13 protein-coding genes are annotated in these 19,533 nt (G+C 62.7%); 8 read left to right on the top strand and 5 right to left on the bottom strand.

Features of this window, described 5'->3' with window-relative positions:
- Nucleotides 1–39: 39 nt before the first annotated feature.
- The gene (locus tag M8Q45_RS06145; RefSeq protein ID WP_269807987.1) at nt 40–522 is read right to left on the bottom strand and encodes a sigma-70 family RNA polymerase sigma factor; all 483 of its coding nucleotides are present in this window, start codon (nt 520–522) and stop codon (nt 40–42) included.
- A 558-nt stretch (nt 523–1,080) separates the two neighbouring features.
- Here M8Q45_RS06145 and M8Q45_RS06140 point away from each other — a divergent pair.
- Genes M8Q45_RS06140 through M8Q45_RS06130 form a run of 3 tightly spaced genes read left to right on the top strand, consistent with a single transcriptional unit; the run spans nt 1,081 to nt 5,665 of the window.
- Nucleotides 1,081–2,229 (top strand): efflux RND transporter periplasmic adaptor subunit, encoded by a 1,149-nt coding sequence (locus M8Q45_RS06140; protein WP_249873955.1) that lies wholly within the window; start codon nt 1,081–1,083, stop codon nt 2,227–2,229.
- On the top strand, nt 2,230–4,191 hold the full coding sequence (locus M8Q45_RS06135) for a MacB family efflux pump subunit (protein WP_249873954.1): 1,962 nt from the start codon (nt 2,230–2,232) through the stop codon (nt 4,189–4,191).
- A 10-nt stretch (nt 4,192–4,201) separates the two neighbouring features.
- Nucleotides 4,202–5,665, top strand: a complete 1,464-nt coding sequence (locus tag M8Q45_RS06130; RefSeq protein ID WP_249873953.1) for an efflux transporter outer membrane subunit — start codon at nt 4,202–4,204, stop codon at nt 5,663–5,665.
- On the opposite strand, the gene M8Q45_RS06125 is transcribed toward M8Q45_RS06130, so the two are convergent.
- The 4 genes from M8Q45_RS06125 to pvdP all read right to left on the bottom strand — a co-directional run bounded on the left by M8Q45_RS06125 (nt 5,648) and on the right by pvdP (nt 9,332).
- Nucleotides 5,648–6,403 (bottom strand): nucleotidyl transferase AbiEii/AbiGii toxin family protein, encoded by a 756-nt coding sequence (locus tag M8Q45_RS06125; protein ID WP_249873952.1) that lies wholly within the window; start codon nt 6,401–6,403, stop codon nt 5,648–5,650. The genes M8Q45_RS06130 and M8Q45_RS06125 overlap by 18 nt on opposite strands.
- A 50-nt stretch (nt 6,404–6,453) precedes the next feature.
- Entirely contained in the window at nt 6,454–6,609 is a 156-nt protein-coding gene (locus tag M8Q45_RS06120; protein ID WP_249873951.1) for a hypothetical protein, read from the bottom strand.
- Complete coding sequence (locus M8Q45_RS06115; protein WP_249873950.1) at nt 6,590–6,997, bottom strand: DUF6088 family protein; 408 nt, start codon at nt 6,995–6,997, stop codon at nt 6,590–6,592. The genes M8Q45_RS06120 and M8Q45_RS06115 overlap by 20 nt, the downstream gene beginning before the upstream one ends.
- 718 nt (nt 6,998–7,715) lie before the next feature.
- Complete coding sequence (gene pvdP, locus M8Q45_RS06110) at nt 7,716–9,332, bottom strand: pyoverdine maturation tyrosinase PvdP (protein ID WP_249873949.1); 1,617 nt, start codon at nt 9,330–9,332, stop codon at nt 7,716–7,718.
- A gap of 259 nt (nt 9,333–9,591) precedes the next feature.
- Between pvdP and pvdM the strand changes: the two genes are divergently transcribed.
- The 5 genes from pvdM to M8Q45_RS06085 all read left to right on the top strand — a co-directional run bounded on the left by pvdM (nt 9,592) and on the right by M8Q45_RS06085 (nt 19,285).
- Nucleotides 9,592–10,962, top strand: coding sequence for a pyoverdine-tailoring dipeptidase-like protein PvdM (pvdM, locus tag M8Q45_RS06105; protein WP_249873948.1), 1,371 nt, complete (start codon nt 9,592–9,594; stop codon nt 10,960–10,962).
- Complete coding sequence (gene pvdN / locus M8Q45_RS06100; protein WP_249873947.1) at nt 10,959–12,239, top strand: pyoverdine-tailoring periplasmic protein PvdN; 1,281 nt, start codon at nt 10,959–10,961, stop codon at nt 12,237–12,239. The genes pvdM and pvdN overlap by 4 nt, the downstream gene beginning before the upstream one ends.
- A gap of 20 nt (nt 12,240–12,259) precedes the next feature.
- Complete coding sequence (locus M8Q45_RS06095; RefSeq protein WP_249873946.1) at nt 12,260–13,135, top strand: formylglycine-generating enzyme family protein; 876 nt, start codon at nt 12,260–12,262, stop codon at nt 13,133–13,135.
- Between the two features lie 328 nt (nt 13,136–13,463).
- Nucleotides 13,464–15,122, top strand: a complete 1,659-nt coding sequence (locus M8Q45_RS06090) for a cyclic peptide export ABC transporter (protein ID WP_249873945.1) — start codon at nt 13,464–13,466, stop codon at nt 15,120–15,122.
- 38 nt (nt 15,123–15,160) lie between these two features.
- Nucleotides 15,161–19,285, top strand: coding sequence for a non-ribosomal peptide synthetase (locus M8Q45_RS06085; RefSeq protein ID WP_249873944.1), 4,125 nt, complete (start codon nt 15,161–15,163; stop codon nt 19,283–19,285).
- The last annotated feature ends 248 nt before the right edge of the window (nt 19,286–19,533 follow it).

Genomic DNA, 19,533 nt, shown 5'->3' with positions numbered 1-19,533 from the left:
GTCGGAAAATTTACCGCCGCTGGGTTCACGCCGGATGAATCAGGTCGCGTCCCACTGCCGTACGCGAACGCGGCAATGCTTCATGGCGTTGACGATGTGTTTTTCCACCAGGGCGCGGGAAATGCCCAGGCGCTCGGCAATCTGCGAGTGGGACAGGCCTTCGAGCTTGCGCAGCAGGAAGCTTTCGCGGCACAGCGGTGGCAGTTCGGCCAGGGCGCGCTGCAGCATGTCCAGGCGTTGGCCGTGGTCAAGGCTGGTATGGGGCGACGGGGTGAAGAAGCGTTCTTCAGTGTCGAGCACATCGAGGGATTCGGACTGGCGCAGTGTGTTGCGCCGATGCCCGTCGATCACCAGGTTCAGTGCCGTGCGATACAAGAACGCCCTTGGCTGCTCGATGGGCGTATCGCTGGCGCGCTCCAGCACCCGCACATAAGCGTCATGCACCACATCTTCGGCCGCCTGGCGGTTGCCTAGCCTGGCGTTGAGGAAACACACCAGTTCGCGATAGTAGTTTTCCAACATGGCTCCCGTGCGCAATGCCTGCGACAGCTTTCCCTGGGCCACTCGGCATGCCGGAAAACGCATGGCACGATGGTGGCAGATTCAATCGCGTAATTTATAGTAATTCTCATATAGATTTAAAGCTTTGGTTTGTATCAGGGCCGAATCCTTCATCTGATTGGGCGTCTGAAACCGCTTCTGTGGCGAGGGAGCTTGCTCCCGCTGGGGCTGTAGGAGCTGCCGAGCGAAGCGAGGCTGCGATCTTTTGATCTTTTGATCTTTTGATCTTTTGATCTTTTGATCTTTTGATCTTTTGATCTTTTGATCTTTTGATCTTTTGATCTTTTGATCTTTTGATCTTTTGATCTTTTGATCTTTTGATCTTTTGATCTTTTGCTTCGGATTCAACTGGCCGTGGAAAGATCGCAGCCTCGCTTCGCTCGGCAGCTCCTACGGTCCTCCACCATCCTATGAAGTATTCCTGCCGCTAAATTCCCGCCCCGAACGCTCGTCTACCAGAACAGCCTCCCGTCCCGATCCTCCGTGCGACGGGCCCGACACCACCGGCCGGAACCCTGCATGAAACGTCCCCGCCTCACCCGCCCCGCCTGGCTCCTGACTGTCGCCCTGCTTCCGGCCGTGGCTTTCGCCGCGTGGCAAGCGGTCGGTTCGGGCCACGAGCCTGTCGCCACCGCCCCGGTCACCCGTGGCGATATCGAAAACAGCGTCACCGCCCTGGGTACCTTGCAGCCGCGTCGCTACGTGGATGTCGGCGCCCAGGCGTCCGGGCAGATCCAGAAGATTCACGTCGAGGCCGGCGACGAGGTCACGGAGGGCCAACTGCTCGTGGAGATCGACCCATCGACGCAAAAAGCCAGGCTCGACGCCGGACGGTTTTCCATCGAAAACCTCAAGGCCCAGCTTCAGGAACAGCGCGCCCAGCACGACCTGGCGCAGCAGAAATTCCGTCGCCAACAACAGCTCAAGGCCGGCGGCGCCACCCGCGAAGAAGACGTGCAGACCGCCCAGGCCGAGGTGCGCGCGACCCAGGCGCGCATCGACATGTTCCAGGCGCAGATCCGCCAGGCCCAAGCCAACCTGCGCAGCGACGAAGCGGAACTGGGCTACACGCGCATCTATGCGCCCATGAGCGGCACGGTGGTTGCCATCGGCGCCCGGGAAGGCCAGACGCTCAACGCCCAGCAGCAGACGCCGTTGATCCTGCGCATCGCCCGGCTGTCGCCGATGACCGTCTGGGCAGAGGTTTCGGAAGCCGACATCGGCCACGTCAAGCCGGGCATGACCGCCTATTTCACCACCCTCGCCGGCGGCGGCCGGCGCTGGAGCAGCACCGTCCGGCAAGTCCTGCCGGTGCCGCCGCGTCCGCTGGAGGCCAGCCAGGGCGGCAGCCCCTCCGGTGGGCGCAGCGGCAGCGAGCGGGTGGTGCTCTACACCGTGTTGCTCGATGTGGACAATGTCGACCGCGCCTTGATGACCGACATGACCGCCCAAGTGTTTTTTGTCGCCGCCCAGGCCAAGGATGTGCTGACCGTGCCCATCGCCGCCGTGCAAGACGCCGATCAAGTGCGAGTGCTCGCCGACAACGGCGACGTCCAGCCACGTACCGTTCGCACCGGTGTCAGCGACCGCTTGCGCACGCAGATACTCGACGGCCTGCGCGAAGGCGACCGCGTATTGATCGGCCCGGCCACCGGCACCGGAGGCTGAATGGACACACCCCTGATCGAACTGCGGGACATTCGCAAGGCTTACGGCGGCGGCGACAGCCCTCGGGTCGAGGTCCTGCGGGGCATCGACCTGGCGATTCATGCCGGCGAATTCCTGGCGATTGTCGGGGCGTCCGGCTCCGGCAAATCCACGCTGATGAACATCCTCGGCTGCCTCGACCGCCCCACCAGCGGCGAGTACCGCTTTGCCGGCGAAGACGTCGCCAGGCTGGGCAGCGATGAACTGGCCTGGCTGCGCCGCGAAGCATTCGGCTTCGTGTTCCAGGGCTATCACCTGATCCCCTCCGGCACGGCCCAGGAAAACGTCGAGATGCCCGCCATCTATGCCGGCACCTCGGCCGCCGAGCGCCACGCCCGGGCCAGCGCCCTGCTCGAACGCCTGGGCCTGGCGAGCCGCACCGGCAACCGGCCCCATCAACTCTCCGGCGGGCAGCAGCAACGGGTGTCGATTGCCCGGGCCTTGATGAACGGCGGCCACATCATCCTCGCCGACGAGCCCACCGGCGCCCTCGACAGCCAGAGCGGCATCGAAGTCATGGCGCTGCTGGACGAATTGGCGAGCCAGGGCCACGTGGTGATCCTGATCACCCACGACCGCGAAGTCGCGGCCCGGGCCAAGCGCATCATCGAGATCCGCGACGGACTGATCATCAGCGACAGCGCCCCCACCGCACCGCCGGCCAATGCCAAGGCGTTGCAAGCCGTGGACCTGCGCCAGCGCCTGAGCACCGGCAGCGAACACAACGGCGCCTGGAAAGGTGAATTGGTGGACGCGGTGCAGGCGGCCTGGCGGGTGATGTGGATCAATCGCTTCCGCACCGCCCTGACCCTGCTCGGCATCGTCATCGGCGTGGCCTCGGTGGTGGTGATGCTGGCCGTTGGCGAGGGCAGCAAGCGCCAGGTCATGGCCCAGATGGGCGCCTTCGGCTCGAACATCATTTACCTCAACGGCACCGCTCCCAACCCGCGGGCGACCAAGGGCATCATCAGCGAACAGGACATTGCCGCCCTCGCTGCCCTGCCCGAAGTGCAACGCATCATGCCGGTCAACGGCAAGAACGCCAGCGTGCGTTTCGCCAATCTCGACCACACCAGCTACGTGGGCGGCAACGACACGAATTTCCCGATCATCTTCAATTGGCCGGTGGCCCAGGGCACGTATTTCAGCGACGCCGATGAACGCAGCGCGGCGGCGGTGGCAGTGATCGGTCACAAGGTCCGGCAAAAGCTGCTCAAGGACGTCGCCGACCCGATCGGCCGCTACATCCTGATCGAAAACGTGCCGTTCCAGGTCGTCGGCGTACTGGCGGAAAAAGGCGCCAGCTCCGGGGATTCCGACGCCGACAATCGCATCGCCGTGCCCTACTCCGCCGCCAGCGTGCGACTGTTCGGCACGCGCCATCCCGAATACGTGGTGATCGCCGCCCGTGACGCGGGCAAGGTCAAGGAGGCCGAGCAGGCCGTTTCCCGCACCTTGTTGCGGCTGCACAAGGGCAAGCAGGATTTCGAGCTGACCAACAACGCCGCGATGATCCAGGCCGAGGCCCGCACCCAGGGCACGCTGTCGTTGATGCTCGGCGCCATTGCGGCGATTTCGCTGCTGGTGGGCGGCATCGGCGTGATGAACATCATGCTCATGACCGTGCGCGAACGGACCCGGGAGATCGGTATCCGCATGGCCACCGGCGCCCGCCAGCGCGACATCCTGCGCCAGTTCCTCACCGAAGCGGTGATGCTCTCGGTGGTCGGCGGGCTTGCCGGTATTGGCCTGGCGCTGCTGGTGGGCGGTGCATTGCTGCTGGGCAAGATCGCCGTGGCCTTCGAATGGCTGGCCGTCTTCGGCGCCTTCGGTTGCGCGTTGGTCACCGGCGTCGTCTTCGGTTTCATGCCCGCCCGCAAGGCCGCCCGCCTCGACCCGGTCGCGGCCCTCACCAGTGAATGAACCCCATCTTATGAAAGCGCACCTGACCCTCCTGGCCGCCAGCCTGTTGCTGGCGGCGTGCGGCACCCCGCTGTCGACACCCGACAGCGGCATTCAACCGCCCGAGGCGTGGCAGAACCTGGACAAGCCAAGCGCTGCTGTTGATAACCCGCAATGGTGGACGCAGTTCGGCAGCCCGCAACTCGATCGGTTGATCGAACAAGCACGCCAGGCCAGTTTCGACCTCGCGGCCGCCATGGCCCGGGTTCGCCAGGCCCAAGCCAGCGCGGTGATCGCCGGCGCGCCGTTGCTGCCGGAAATCAGCGCCGGGCTCAACGGCAATCGCCAGGAACTGCTGCGCGGCAAGGGCTACAGCCAGTTGGACGTGGATCGGAACAACCGCACCATCGACTACTACGATGCCCACCTCAGCGCCAGTTACGAGCTGGATTTCTGGGGCGGCAAACGGGCGGCCCGGGACAGCGCGCTGAACGCATTGTCGGCCAGCCAGTTTGATCGGGCGACCGTGGAGCTGACGCTGCTCAGCGCCGTCGCCAATAGCTACAGCCAAGCGTTGTCACTGCGTGAACAACAGCGTATCGCCGAGCTGAACCTGACTAACGCTCGCAATGTGCTCGACCTGGTGCAAACCCGCCATGACGCCGGCAGCGCCACGGCCCTGGAATTGTCCCAACAAAAGAGCCTGGTGGCGGCCCAGGAACGACGGTTACCGCAAGTGCAGCAACAGGCCCGCGAGGCATTGATCACCCTGGCGGCCCTGTTGGGCGAACCGGTGCAATCGCTCAAGCTCGACGATGAACCCTTCGACGCATTGCGCTGGCCCGCCATCGACGCCGGGGTGCCCAGCGACCTGTTGCTGCGCCGTCCCGACATCGCCGCCGCCGAAGCACGCCTCGCCGCCGCCCAGGCCGACATCACCGTCGCCCGCGCCGCCATGCTGCCCTCGGCCACCCTGGGCCTGAGCCTGGCCACCGGCGCCGACATCGCCGACCAGTTGCTGCGCAACAACGTCTACAACCTCACCGCCGGGCTCGCCGTGCCGATCTTCAACAACGGTCGCCTCAAGGCCGAACGAGACAGGACAACCGCGCGCCAGGAGGAACTGCTGGAGCTCTATCGCGCCGCCATCATCAACGGCTTCGCCGACGTCGAAAAAGCCCTGAACGGCATCCACGGCCTGGACCAGCAGCGCCAGTGGCAGCGCGAAGAACTGGACCAGGCCCAAAGCGCCTTCGACATCGCCCAGCGCCGCTACCAGGCCGGCGCCGAAGACCTGCTCACCGTACTCGAAACCCAACGCACGTTGTACGCGGCGCAGGACATGAACGTGCAGTTGCGACTGGCGCGGGTGCAGGCGAGCGTGGCGTTGTACAAGGCGCTGGGTGGGGGTTGGCGGGGGACGAAGGTAAAGCTAGATGACATTCAGAGCAGCGGGCCAACGACTTTGACCAAGAACTCAAAGAGTCCGAATTAACGCCTCGGCGTGCTTTCGAAACACTGTAAAAGCTTCATCGAAACTTGGGCGGACGGAACCAAAAATCAGCGGCATCAGCCTCGCGTTATATTGGCCACGAATCGCCGCGTCCGAGCTTGTTTGATCCAAGGCTCTCTGCATGACCTTTCCTGGATTGGCAGCGAACGGAGGAAACTGTCGACCAAACTCAGCGGCGTCAAATTCAACCAACTTTTTGAAACCGCTGGCGGCTCGTTTGCTGACTGCCGGATCGTCAAGGCTGATGCAATAAACATCGTAGATATGACGCACCAATGCCTCGTCCCACGGCTGAAGCATAGCCCCGGCCTGGTGTTGGGCATAACGCCGAAGGAATGAAATTACTTTTTCTGCAAGCGTTTCCTCGACCGCAACACAGAGGATACTCCCCATGTACCCAGGCCTTGCGGCAAGTCTATCCACCAAGTTTTCCAGCGGTCGCAGAGTCACTTCGAACTCGGGCGTTCGTACGGTCAATTCGAGACTCAGATAAGGTCGCAAACTGACGTCGTGCGGGTACTGGGGGGCATATTGCCAGCGACTGGAGAAATATCGGTTTTCATTCCGGGCAATACGCGCATCCACAGTTTCTTCGAAACCAAGCCTAGCGAGGACCTGGGCGACCTCAGCCTTAAGTTGGCTGAGGTGTCGCTTTTTAGCCGAAGCACTGAACGTGTTCGACTCATCCCATACGATCTTCAAGTCGATGTCTTCTGACATGCGCTCGATCAATCGATAGGCCTTGGACAGGCTCGTCCCACCACAAAATACTATCGAATGCCAGGGAATGGCATGTTCATCAGATGCTGCAAGGCATCGGTTACGTGGATGTCTTTTTCCAAGATGCTGGCGGTCAGAAAACCGACGTCAACCTCAGCCAGTACCGCATCAATCAACTCGACCTGCTCAGGCGTGATGGTTTTCATAGACTACGTAGCGCCCACCAAAGCCGAGCTTCCGGTTAATACGGCGTGAGCCCGTATCGAAAACAACGCCCGCCGGTAGCTGCAAACTGTCGCCGGCATTGTATTCACGCAACGCGCGCCCCGCCGTGATCTTTACGCCAAGTTTTTGCAGAGCCATAGGCGCCAGAACTTCAAGCGGACGTATCGGAATTGGCTTACCGGAGAGCACACTGGTTTTAGCCTTTGCAAAGACGCCAACACCAAGCCTGACCAAGACACCGCTAGCTACAAGATGACGCAATGCTCGGGATACCTGTGCGGAGCTGCCGAACTTGGAAAATTCAGAGCGCAGAAATACGTCGTCCTTTCGCAAGGCGATTGATCTCTTGATACGCTCCTCGACAATCACTCCTCACCTCCAACAGCACTTGCGCCTAAAAAATACATAAGCTACTGTTTTATAACGATTTTTAAATACAAACTGTGCTCATGCATGCTCAGTATAGATCAGCATGGAAATACAGGCCAATGCGATAGGCGGCGATAAGCTCAACCTACCGATGAGACCCGAGACGCAAACCCAGTAATAGAGTGTGGCTAAGGCTATCCCCAGTGGCGAGGGAGCTTGCTCCCGCTGGGCTGCGCAGCAGCCCCAATGGCTAGCACCTCGGTGGGCCAGTTGTTTTGGGGTGACTGGTTTTGGGGGCCGCTTCGCAGCCCAGCGGGAGCAAGCTCCCTCGCCACAAATGATTCTCTAGTTCTCATAAACGGTGTTCGGCTTCGGTTCTGTTTATCCGGTCATGTAGGACTACCGAGTAAGGCTACGTTGCCTTGCGTCATTACCTACAACTACGCCAGAATCCGCCGGCTTGTGCGCCTAGCCCCCTGTCGATAACTTGTTCCCCGTCACTGCTGATCAGTGATCGGGTCTGCAAGCCCGACGAAATACCAGGCGCATAGCCCAAGCCAATCGACAGATCCGTGTCGCTCAATGGCGGCTGTGTGCGGGAGACCTTCGGGTCTGCCGGGTTCCTGGTTTCCCGGTCTTGCAGACCCGCGCATAGCTGCCACCGATCATCTGCAAGTGATGTCTGGCAGCGCCTTGTAAATAAAGTTCGAGCCTGGGTTCACACCACCTTGGCCTTGAGATTGCGCGCATACCAAGGCCTCTGCGGCACGCGGCGCAACAGCTGCGCCAGCTTGTCGTCATCGCTGCCAAAGGTAATGCGCAACGCCAGTTTCATGGTTTCGGGGTCCATCTCCACCGAGCGCCCGACCTGCAACCCCGGCGTCGAGCTACAACCGTGGGTGTCCGGGCCGAGCCACGGGTCGGCGATTTCGACCCAGCGGCCCGGGGCGAACCAGGGCACGCCGTTGACGTCGAGCCGACTCACTTCGCCAGGATGAAAACGTTCGTGGGCGCGGAACCAGTCTTCGAGGCGGTCGTCGATCCAGCCGTGGAAGGCCCAGAACACCGGATTTACGTGGGAGGAAAACGGATCGCCGAGAAAATCGTTTTCCGGCTCGAACCAGCGCTGGGCGAAGTCCGCCTGATCACGGGCGAACGGTACCGGATGGCCGTTGGACGGATCGCGCGGCACCGAGGCCCAGCGCATGTGCAGCCAGTCGTGCAGGCCCAATTCCACTTCCGAACCGAACTGGCCCAAGGTCAGTTGGGATAGATAGCGCGGGTCGCGATAGCGCGATTCCCAGACCTGGAAATTGCTGTGGTAGGTCTCGGCGGTCTTGATGTCGCTGACCCACTGGGCGTATTGCTCGTCGCCACGGGCCAGCCAGGTCGGGGGCAGCGCCGTCCCGTCGACGTTGTCGAAATACCGGGCAAAGCCCAGGCGATCACGCTCCAATTCGGGTTGCGGCAATGGGAAACGTTGCCATGACGGCAACGGTTGGAAAGAACGCGCGGTGCCGAGCATATGCCGGTGCATGAAGAAGAAATCCACGCCCGAGCCGTTGCGATCCTTGCGCGGCCCACGGGCGTCACGCTCGCTGTCTCGCGGCCCGGGTTGCCAGCCGATGCCACGCAGGGCATCGCGCTTGTCTTCGTCGAGGGTGTGCCATTTGTCCCGCGAGGCGTGCCAGAGTTGATGGAACAGCCGGTGCTCGGGCGACACCAGCCAGGCCAGCAGTTTCGGGCTTAGCGGCGTGCGTTCCCGGGCTTCGGGGAACCGTTGCTTGACGGCGACGAACTGATTGTCCAGTTCCGGCAGCGCCAACGGGCGATCCAACCGCAACACCCGGCCGCTGAGGGTCGCCGTGCCGGCATTGCCGAAACCGGCCCAGACTTCGTCGAGGGTCATGATGAATTCGTAGTCCGGCGCGTCATGCTCGGCGCCGATCAAGCGCCAGCTCAACTGCTTTGGATCGCTACCGGCCAGGTCACCCAACACCCGGTAACGCGGCTCATCCCCGGCGCGCAGGCGCTCGGCGGTGTCGAGGTAACCCACCAGGCCACGGCCCTTGTGGGCGATGTCGAGGAATACTTCCAGGTTGTCGTCCGGCAAGCCGTCGAGGCCGGCGTCGCGCCCGCTGAAACGGATCGTCCAGACGCCCCGCAGCACGTTCGCCCGACGCTGTCCGGCAACGTCGGCCACATCGAATGAAGCCTCGCCGGGCGTGATGGTCGGGTCTGGCCGGGTCAGTTCACGATGCCCGTAATACACCGCAGGCACGGCGGCACCGGTCAGCGCCAGGCCTGCCATGAACCATCGTCGAGAAATCGTCATTGCCTTACCTGTGTTCGCCCTGGGGTGGGCTTTATCCAAGCTAGAACGATGGGCGTCCTGACAAATTTATAGAGGCTGTGAGGGCCTCATCGCGAGCAAGCTCGCTCCCACAGGTGAGCGCATTCCAAAATGTGGGAGCGAGCTTGCTCGCGATGGCGGTCTCGAGAACACCTAAATTTCCCCGCCGATCACTCGTTCCCCCCAGATAGCAAAGGCCCCCGCGCCTGTCCTTCCAAGGCGAACCAGACTGAGATCGGCAATGACAACACCACGTTCTAGAAAGGCTCTTTTCACCGGCGTGCCCCTGGCCCTGGCGCTGGTCGTCGGTGGCGGGCTCGCGGCCTGGGATCACTGGTGGCGGGATAATCCCGGCTATCCGGTCAAGGTCATGAAAGAAGCTCGGGAATTGCACGAACGGCTGCTGTCCTTCGACAGCCATATCACCGTGCCGCTGGATTTCGGCACCGCCGGCAACGAAGCGGATAAAGACGGCAAGGGCCAGTTCGACCTGGTGAAAGCCAATCGCGGCCACCTCTCCGGTGCCGCATTGACGATCTTCGGCTGGCCCGAGTTGTGGAACGGGCCCAATGCGCCACACAGGCCCACCGCCGGGTTCGTCGAGGAAGCGCGCAACCAACAGGAGGTGCGCTACAAGATCATCACCGGCATGGTCCGGGATTTCCCGAACCAGGTCGCCATTGCCTACACCCCGGACGATTTCCGCCGCCTGCACGGTGAAGGCAAGTTCGCGATTTTCATCAGCATGCTCAACGCCTATCCCCTCGGCCACGACCTGAGCCTGCTGGACCTGTGGACGGCGCGGGGCATGCGCATGTTCGGCTTCAGCTACATCGGCAACAACGACTGGGCCGACTCCTCGCGCCCGCTGCCATTCTTCAACGACTCGCCCGACGCCCTCGGCGGCCTGTCGGACATCGGCAAGCAAGCAGTGACGCGCCTGAACGACCTGGGCGTGATCATCGATGTGTCGCAGATGTCGACCCAGGCCCTGGAGCAAGTCGCGCACCTGAGCCGCACGCCCCTGGTGGCCTCCCATTCCGCGCCACGGGCGATGGTGGACATCCCGCGCAACCTCAGCGACAAGGAAATGCAGTTGATCAAGGCCAGTGGCGGCGTGGTGCAGATCGTGGGGTTCTCCCAGTACCTGCGCCCGCTGACGCAAAAGACCCAGGACAAACTCAACGCCCTGCGCGAACGCTTCGACCTGCCGCCGCTGCCCAACCTGGCGATGGCCTTGATGCCGGGCGACCCGATCATCGCCGCGTGGCCGGAACAGAAGTTCGGCGAATACGCCGGCCAGCTCTACGGCATTCTCGAAGAGGAACCCAAGGCCAGCCTCAAGGATTTGGGCGATGCCATCGACTATGCCGTGCGCAAGATCGGCATCGATCACGTCGGCATCAGTTCGGACTTCAACGAAGGTGGCGGCGTGAAGGGCTGGGAGAACGTCGGCGACATCCGCAACGTCACCGCCGAGCTGCTGACCCGCGGCTACTCCGAGGCCGACATCGCCAAGCTGTGGGGTGGCAACTTCTTGCGGGTCTGGGACCAGGTGCAGAAAGCCGCAAGCCCCGCTATCGCCTCGGCGCAGAAGGCCGCCCAGCCATGAACGAGCGCCGGATCTTTCTCAAGCAAGCCGGGGTCCTTGCCGCCGGCCTGTCATTGCCCGCCAGCCTGCCCGCCACGGCGAGCGCCGATCCAATGCCACCGCTGCCCAAGGACAAATGGGCGCAGTTGCGCTCGCTGTTCAACCAGGACCCGGACTATCTGCACTTTTCCAACTTCCTGGTCACCACCCACCCGCGCCCGGTGCGCGAGGCCATCGAACGGCACCGCGCCGCCCTGGATAAAAACCCCGGGCTGCTGATGGACTGGGACTTGGGCGTCACCGAAGCGCGCGAGGAAAACGTGCGGACCTGGGCCGGTCGCTACCTGCAAGCGAACCCGAAGCAGATCGCCCTCACCGGCAGCACCACCGAAGGCCTGGCGATGATCTATGGCGGCGTCCATGTACGACCCGACCAGGAAATCCTCACCACCGCCCACGAACATTACGCCACCCACACCATCCTCGACCTGCGCAAGCAACGGGACGGAACACGGGTGCGCAAAATCAAGCTGTTCGAGAACGCCCACGGCGCCAGCGAGGCGGAAATCCTCACCGCCATCGACCGCAACATCCGCCCCGAGACCCGCGTGCTCGGCATGACCTGGGTGCATTCGGGCAGCGGCGTGAAGTTGCCCATCGGCAAGATCGGCGCCCTGGTGGACCAGCACAACCAGGGCCGCAGCGATGAACAACGCATCGTCTATGTGGTGGATGGCGTGCACGGTTTCGGCGTCGAGGACGTGAGTTTCCCGCAGATGAATTGCGATTTCTTCATCGCCGGCACCCACAAATGGATGTTCGGCCCACGGGGCACCGGCGTGGTGTGCAGCCGCCGCGAAGAGGTCAAGTACGTCACACCGATCATTCCGACCTTCTCCGAAGCCACGACGTTTTCCACCACCATGACCCCGGGCGGCTACCACGCCTTCGAGCATCGCTGGGCGGCGGACGAAGCCTTCAAGCTGCACCTGCAACTGGGCAAGGCCGAGGTCCAGGCGCGTATCCACGCGCTTAACACTGATCTGAAAAAACGCTTGCTCGCGCTGCCGCAGATCGAGCTGGTGACGCCGCTGAGCCCCGAACTGTCGGCCGGTTTCACCTTCTTCCGGGTCAAGGATCGCAAGAGCGATGAGATCGCTGCCTACCTGATGCAAAACCGCGTGGTCGCCGATGCCGTGCACCGCGATGCCGGACCGGTAATCCGCACTGCGCCGGGGCTGCTCAACACCGAAGCCGAGATCGATCGCTTCATGGCGCTGTTGGGCAAGACACTCTGATGACTGATCGAGAGCAATCGATGAACCGATTTTTATTGAAGACGCTGCCGGCATTGGCCCTCACTGCCCTGTTGCCCGCCAGTGCCCAGGCCTCGCAGCCGGGCCAGGTGTTCCGCGACTGCAAGGACTGCCCCGAGATGGTCGTGCTGCCCACCGGCACCTTCCAGATGGGCACGCCCGAAGATGAAGTCGGCCGCGAGCCCGACGAAGGCCCGATGCACCCGGTGACCTTCGACAAGCCCGTCGCGATCAGCCGTTTCCAGGTGCTCAAGGGTGAATGGTTCGCCTATCTGCACGATACCGGCTACGTGATGCCCGACGGCGACAAGCGCCCCGGCCGTGTATGCCAGGCCGGGGTGCCGGATTACCAGGGCAGCGACCCGCGCAAGCAATACACCGACCGGCACCCGGCGGTGTGCATGGACTTCGAAGAGGCCAACGCCTACGTGGCGTGGCTGTCGAAAAAAACCGGCAAGCCGTATCGACTGGTCAGCGAATCCCTGCGCGAATACGCCGCGCGCGGCGGCAGCAGCGGCCCGTTCCCCTTCCCGTTTGACGCGGGCAAGGACTACAGCATCGCGCAGCACGCCAACACCTACGGCGCCGCCGATGGCTACAACTTCACCGCCCCGGCCGGCAGCTTCGCACCCAACGCCTTCGGTGTGTTCGACATGCACGGCAACGTCTATGAGTGGACTGCCGATTGTTTCAACGAAAACTACACCGATGCGCCGAGCGACGGCAGCGCCGCGCTGACGGGCAACTGCAAGGTACGGCGCATCCGTGGCAACGACTGGGGCGAAGCGCCGGTGTTTTCCCGTTCGGGCAACCGCAATGCGGTGTTTTCCGATGCACGTGGTGACTGGCTGGGGTTTCGGGTGGCTCGGGATATGTAGATCGGCAGGTCCACCCAAATACCTCTTTGGACATGGTGGCCCTGTGGCGAGGGGATTTATCCCCGCTGGGCTGCGAAGCAGCCCCAATGAAATCGCCGCGTGATCTCGGACTGATCGGTGTTGCCTGCTTGGGGGCTGCTTTGCAGCCCAGCGGGGATAAATCCCCTCGCCACAAATGATGTGGGTTAGATGGTTCCGCGTTAAATCCCCTTCCCCTCCAATCGTTCCTTAGGTGGGCGCGCCCCAACCGGCGTGCCGCTGTCCTCCAGCCCATGCGGTGAATGCCCGCGATGGCCTTCGCCTTTTTTCATCTAGCAGGGAAACCTCCATGAGCCAACCAAAACGCGGGGTGATCGCTGAGCTGTTCATCCTGCTCAAACCCTTCCGGCTGATTGTCGCAGGCTCCATCCTGCTCGGCATGCTCGGCGGGCTGAGCATCACCGCCCTGCTGGCAACCATCAACGACGCCTTGAACGCCGACGCCGGGCCGACGCCGCAAGTCCTGATGACCTTCGCCGGCCTGTGCGTGGCGGCGCTGCTGACCTCGATCCTGTCGGACATCGGCACCAACCACGTCGGCCAGAACATTATCGCCACCCTGCGCAAATCCCTCGGCCAGAAAGTCCTGCTGGCGCCCATCGAGCAGATCGAGCGTTTCCGCAGTCATCGACTCATCCCGATCCTGACCCACGACGTCAACATGGTCAGCAACTTCGCGTTTTCCTTCGCGCCGCTGGCAATTGCCTTCACCGTCACCCTCGGTTGCCTGGCCTACCTGGCCTACCTGTCGTTGCCGATGTTTGCGCTGCTGTTGGTGGCGCTGGTGATCGGCACGGTTATCCAGTACGTGGCGCGAGCCCGTGGGATTCGGGGGTTCGAAGCGGCCCGCGAGGCTGAAGATGCGCTGCAGAAACACTACAGCGCCATCGCTGCAGGCGCCAAGGAACTGCGCATCCACCGCCCACGCCGCCAACGCATGTTCAGCCAGCGCATCGAAGCCACTGCCGAGCAGATCTGCGACACCAACATCCGCGCGGTCAACACCTTTGTGGTCGCCAAGACCTTCGGCTCGATGCTGTTCTTCGTGGTCATCGGCCTGGTCCTGGCCCTGCAATCGCTGTGGCTGGGCACCGACAAAGCGGTGCTCAGCGGTTTCGTGCTGGTGTTGTTGTACATGAAGGGGCCGCTGGAATACCTGGTCATGACCCTGCCGGTCATCAGCCGCGCCAACATCGCCTTCAAGCGCATTGCCGAACTGGCCGAGCAGTTTTCCTCGCCGGAGCCGCACCTGCTGCTCAACGACAAGAGTGTGCCCAAGCCGACGATCCAGCAGCTTGAATTGCGTGACGTGCATTACGCCTTCCCAGCGGTCGCCGGCAGCCAGGCCTTTGCCCTCGGACCGGTCAACCTGTCCATCGCCCAGGGCGACATCGTGTTCATCGTCGGCGAGAACGGCGGCGGCAAGACCACGCTGATCAAGTTGCTGCTGGGCCTCTATGCGCCCCAGGGCGGCGAAATCCTTCTGGACGGCAAGCCGGTATCGGCGGCGGGACGCGACGATTATCGCCAGCTGTTCACCACGATCTTCGCCGACTACTACCTGTTCGACGACTTGGTACAGGGCGACCAGCAAGTGCCCGGGGACGCCAACCGCTACCTCGATCGCCTGGAGATCGGCCATAAAGTCAGCATTCTCGATGGCGCCTTCAGCACCACCGATCTCTCCACCGGCCAGCGCAAGCGCCTGGCGCTGCTCAATGCCTGGCTGGAAGAACGCCCGGTCCTAGTCTTCGACGAATGGGCCGCCGACCAGGACCCGGTGTTCCGGCGGGTGTTCTACACCGAGTTGCTGCCGGAGCTGAAGGCCCTGGGCAAAACCATCATCGTCATTTCCCACGACGACCGTTACTTCGATATCGCCGATCAACTGGTGCGGATGCAGGCCGGCCGGGTGATCAGTGAAAAGGTCCCCGCAGCCTTCGCCTGAACCTGCCCGACGCCAATGCCGCTTACCGCGAGAACACCATGAACGAACTGCTAGATGATGATCTGCTGGCGCTGCTGCTCGATGAGGTCGCCGACGACCTGCACGCCCAGGCCAGCCGCGGCAGGCTGGACCGCGCGCCCCTGTCTTTCGCCCAGCAACGCTTGTGGCTGGAGCAGCAGCGCGACCCCACCCGTTCGGCCTACAACCTGCCACGGGCCTTGCGCCTGACCGGCGAACTGAATGCCGACGCCTTGGAAGACGCGCTGAACCGGGTCATCGACCGACACGACATCCTGCGCACCGCGTTCATCGAAATCGACGGCGCCGCCACCCAGGTGGTCGAGCGCAGCGCCTGCCTGGTCCTGCACCGCGAAGACCTCACCGGGCTCGACCAGCCGGCGCTCTCGCAGCGCATCGAGCAACACGCCCGACACCCGTTCGATCTCACCCAGGCGCCGCTGATGCGGGCAACCTTGCTCAGATTGAGCCGTGCCGAACATGTGCTGTTGCTCAACATGCACCACATCGTTTCCGATGCCTGGTCCAACACGATCCTGATGCAGGACATGACCCAGGCGTATGGCCGGGCACTGCTGGGTGATCGGTCTGAGCTGCCATCGCTGCCGATGCAATACACCGACTACGCGACCCACCAGCGCGGCGACTATCTGCAAAGCGCTGCCTGCCGACGCAGTGGCGAATACTGGAGCCAGTACCTGGGCCGTGACTTGCCCACGCTGGAATTGCCCCAAGATTTCCCGCGCAGCGCGACCCAGCAACACCGGGCCGGTCGCGTACACGTATCGCTGGGTCCGTCGTTGGCGCAAGCGCTGGAGGTTTTTTGCCAACGCCAGGGGCTGACGCCGTTCGTGGTGGCGCTGGGCGCCTGGCAATTGCTGCTGGCCCGCTACAGCCGCCAGGACGATTTCACCGTCGGCGTCCCCAACGCCAACCGCAACAGCCATGAAAGCCAGGATCTGGTGGGGTTTTTCGTCAGCAGCCAGGTGTATCGGGCGCGGATCGACTCGACCCGCAGCGCGTTGGATTTTTTACGGGCGCTTCGCGGGCAATCCCTCGCCGCGCTGGAGCATGCCGATTACCCGCCGGAATTGATCCTCGATCAATTGGGCGCCAACCCGCTGTTCCAGGTCCTGTTCAACTGGCGCACCGGGTCACAGGCGGCGCTGCCAAGCCCGGATCTGTTGACGTTGGAATTCCTCGACACCGGTGAAGGCCAGGCCAAATTCGATGTATCGCTGGACGTCGACTATTCACAGCAGCAGATACTCGCGACGTTCGAATACAGCCGTGACCTGTACCGCACGACCACCATCGAGCGCATGGCCGAGCATTGGCAGAACCTGTTGCGAGGCCTGATCGAGGCGCCCGACTGCGCTGTGGGCGAACTGCAATTGTTGAGCGCCGATGAACGCCGGTTGATCCTGAACGACTGGAACCGCCAACCCACCCGGCTACGCAGCGAAGAATGCCTGCACCGGATGATCGAAACCCATGCCGCCCACACAGGTGAGGCAATCGCCCTGACGTTCGACGGGCAGCACATGGGCTATGCCGAGCTCAACCGCCGCGCCAATCGACTGGCCCATCGCTTGATCGAGCAAGGCGTTGGCCCCGACGTGCTGGTGGGCATCGCCGTCGAGCGCACGCCGCAGATGATCATCGGCCTGCTGGCGATTCTCAAGGCCGGTGGCGCCTACGTACCGCTGGACCCGGCCTACCCGGCCGACCGACTGGCCTACATGATCCAGGACAGCGGCGTCCGGCAGATCCTGACCCAGGCCCACCTGCTTGAGTCATTGGCGTTGCCGGCTGGCATCGACTGCCTGCTGCTGGATCCGAGCGATGCCGATAGCGCCTGGCCTGAGCACAATCCCGATGTGCCCATGGATCCGGACAATCTGGCGTACGTGATCTACACCTCCGGTTCGACCGGCAACCCCAAGGGCGCATTGCTCGCGCACCACAACGTCAGCCGGCTGTTCCGGGCCACCCAGCGCTGGTTCGATTTCGACCACAGGGACGTGTGGTGCCTGTTTCATTCCTACGCCTTCGACTTTTCGGTGTGGGAGATTTTCGGTGCCCTGCTGCACGGTGGTCGGTTGGTCATCGTGCCCCACGCCGTGAGCCGTTCACCCGAGGACTTCTACGCCCTGCTCTGCCAGGAAAAGGTCACGGTGCTCAACCAGACGCCGTCGGCGTTCAAGTCCTTGCTACGCGTTGCCTGCGAGCCTCGCCAGCCTCTCGTCCATCAATTGCGCCAGATCATTTTTGGCGGCGAAGCGATTGACGTGCAGAGCCTGCGCCCTTGGTTCGAACGTTTCGGGGACCAGTCACCACAGCTGATCAACATGTATGGCATCACCGAAACCACCGTTCATGTCACCTGGCGGCCACTGACGATGCAGGACTTGCATAGCCAGGCCGCCAGCCCCATCGGCGAGCCCATTGTCGATTTGTCCTGGTATGTGCTCGATGCGCACCTGAACCCGGTGCCCAAGGGTTGCGTCGGTGAGCTGTATGTCGGCCGCGCCGGCCTGGCCCGTGGTTATCACCAGCGTGCCGATCTCACCGCCAGCCGTTTCATTCCCGACCCGTTCGACCCGCTGCCAGGTGGGCGCCTGTACCGCACCGGGGACCTGGCCCGCTACCTCAGCGACGGCAGCATCGAGTACATCGGGCGCCTGGATCACCAGGTCAAGATCCGCGGCTTCCGCATTGAACTGGGCGAGATCCAGGCACGCCTGCAAACGCTGCCGGGCGTGGGCGATGGTGTGGTGCTGACCCACGACGGCCCGGGTGGCCTGCAATTGATCGCCTACGTCATTGCGACACAACCGACCACGGCCGAGCTGCGCGAAAACCTGCTGGCCGCGCTCAAGGCGCAATTGCCGGACTACATGGTGCCCAGCCATCTGCTGTTCATCGATCACCTGCCGCTCAATGCCAACGGCAAGCTCGACCGCAGGGCCTTGCCCGAACCTGACGCCACACTCCGGCATACGAATTACGCGGCGCCCCGCACGCCGTTGGAGGAAGCCTTGGCGCAACTCTGGCAGCAGTCCCTCAAGGTCGAACGCGTGGGTATCAGCGACAGCTTTTTTGAACTGGGCGGGCATTCGATCCTGGCGATCGAGCTGATCGCCAAGCTCAAGGCGAGCCTGAACATCACCGTGCGCCTGCAAGAATTGCTGGCCAACCCGAGCATCGCCGAGCTGGCCCTGTTCATCTCGCAGAAACACCGCGAGCAGACGCAATGCCTCGTCGCCCTGAACAACGCCCCCGCCAGCGCACCGCGGCTGTTTTGCCTGCACCCCAGCGGCGGCATCGTGTTCTGTTATCAACCGCTGGCGCGCAAACTGCAAAACCGGGCACGCACTGTCGGCATCATGCACCGCGGCTTCAGCGAACCCCATGCAGGTCCTGACGCCTGGCACGAGATGATTGCCGACTACAGCAAGGAAATCGTCGCCGCCCAACCGCAAGGTCCCTATCACTTGATGGGCTGGTCCCTGGGCGGGGCGATCGCGTTCGACATCGCGGCGATGCTGGAAAGCCAGGGGCACATGGTTGGTTTTCTCGGGCTGGTGGACAGCACCATCCCGGAACACTTGTATCCCTCAGGATTGCCGCGTCATCGGCATTTGGCGGGTGACCGAAACGACGATGCCGCCTCCCAGGATCTGCTTGAAGCCATTGAATACTTCGACCTGCTGTTCCCTTCGCTGACGGAGCGCACGGCGGCTTATCGGCAGGAGCGACCGGACAGTTCGGTCAAGGCGTTCCATGAGTGGGCGGCCGGCCAGATCGAGCCTGGGCGAGGCGACTTGCTATCGATCGTGCAGAGCGTCAAGGAAGAGGTCATGAATGCCCAGGCGTTCTCGGTGCATGATCGGTTGCTGGAGGCGTTTGAGGGGTTCAGTTTCAAGCCGGTTCGGGTACGGCCCAGTTGCTGGTGGACACAGGCGGAGAAGACCGCCGAGGAAATGGCATTCTGCGAAGCCCTGCTGATGGAACACAGCCTGACGGGTGAGCTGCAATGCTCGGTGCATTCGCCGTTGCGCCATCGAGGCATGATCTTTGATGAGGGGCTGCTGGGGGAGCTGGTCGAGACTTTTCTGGCCAGTACGGTAGAAGGGAAATAACCCCCCTGGTCCTATGGAACCTGTGGGAGCGAGCCTGCTCGCGAAGAGGCCAGCACATCCAACCTCTTCATTGACGGTGACACCGCCTTCGCGAGCAAGCTCGCTCCCACAGTGGATCTTCGGTCGGCACAATATTGTGGTGAGGAAGCTTGCTCCCGCTCGGCTCTGTAGGAGCTGTGTAGGAGCTGCCGAGCGAAGCGAGGCTGCGATCTTGATCCAGGCAATTGAGTGGCAAGCGAACGATCAAT

This window comes from Pseudomonas sp. T1.Ur, assembly GCF_023516725.1.
Classification (GTDB): domain Bacteria; phylum Pseudomonadota; class Gammaproteobacteria; order Pseudomonadales; family Pseudomonadaceae; genus Aquipseudomonas; species Aquipseudomonas alvandae.
Note: the sequence above shows the minus strand (reverse complement) of the source record. Positions and strands in the feature narration are given on the sequence as shown.

Bases quoted from the DNA above. Each gene is read 5' to 3' on its own strand.
- M8Q45_RS06145 (WP_269807987.1), bottom strand. From the start codon at position 522: ATGTTGGAAAACTACTATCGCGAACTGGTGTGTTTCCTCAACGCCAGG.
- M8Q45_RS06140 (WP_249873955.1), top strand. From the start codon at position 1,081: ATGAAACGTCCCCGCCTCACCCGCCCCGCCTGGCTCCTGACTGTCGCC.
- M8Q45_RS06135 (WP_249873954.1), top strand. From the start codon at position 2,230: ATGGACACACCCCTGATCGAACTGCGGGACATTCGCAAGGCTTACGGC.
- M8Q45_RS06130 (WP_249873953.1), top strand. From the start codon at position 4,202: ATGAAAGCGCACCTGACCCTCCTGGCCGCCAGCCTGTTGCTGGCGGCG.
- M8Q45_RS06125 (WP_249873952.1), bottom strand. From the start codon at position 6,403: ATGTCAGAAGACATCGACTTGAAGATCGTATGGGATGAGTCGAACACG.
- M8Q45_RS06120 (WP_249873951.1), bottom strand. From the start codon at position 6,609: ATGAAAACCATCACGCCTGAGCAGGTCGAGTTGATTGATGCGGTACTG.
- pvdP (WP_249873949.1), bottom strand. From the start codon at position 9,332: ATGACGATTTCTCGACGATGGTTCATGGCAGGCCTGGCGCTGACCGGT.
- pvdM (WP_249873948.1), top strand. From the start codon at position 9,592: ATGACAACACCACGTTCTAGAAAGGCTCTTTTCACCGGCGTGCCCCTG.
- pvdN (WP_249873947.1), top strand. From the start codon at position 10,959: ATGAACGAGCGCCGGATCTTTCTCAAGCAAGCCGGGGTCCTTGCCGCC.
- M8Q45_RS06095 (WP_249873946.1), top strand. From the start codon at position 12,260: ATGAACCGATTTTTATTGAAGACGCTGCCGGCATTGGCCCTCACTGCC.
- M8Q45_RS06090 (WP_249873945.1), top strand. From the start codon at position 13,464: ATGAGCCAACCAAAACGCGGGGTGATCGCTGAGCTGTTCATCCTGCTC.
- M8Q45_RS06085 (WP_249873944.1), top strand. From the start codon at position 15,161: ATGAACGAACTGCTAGATGATGATCTGCTGGCGCTGCTGCTCGATGAG.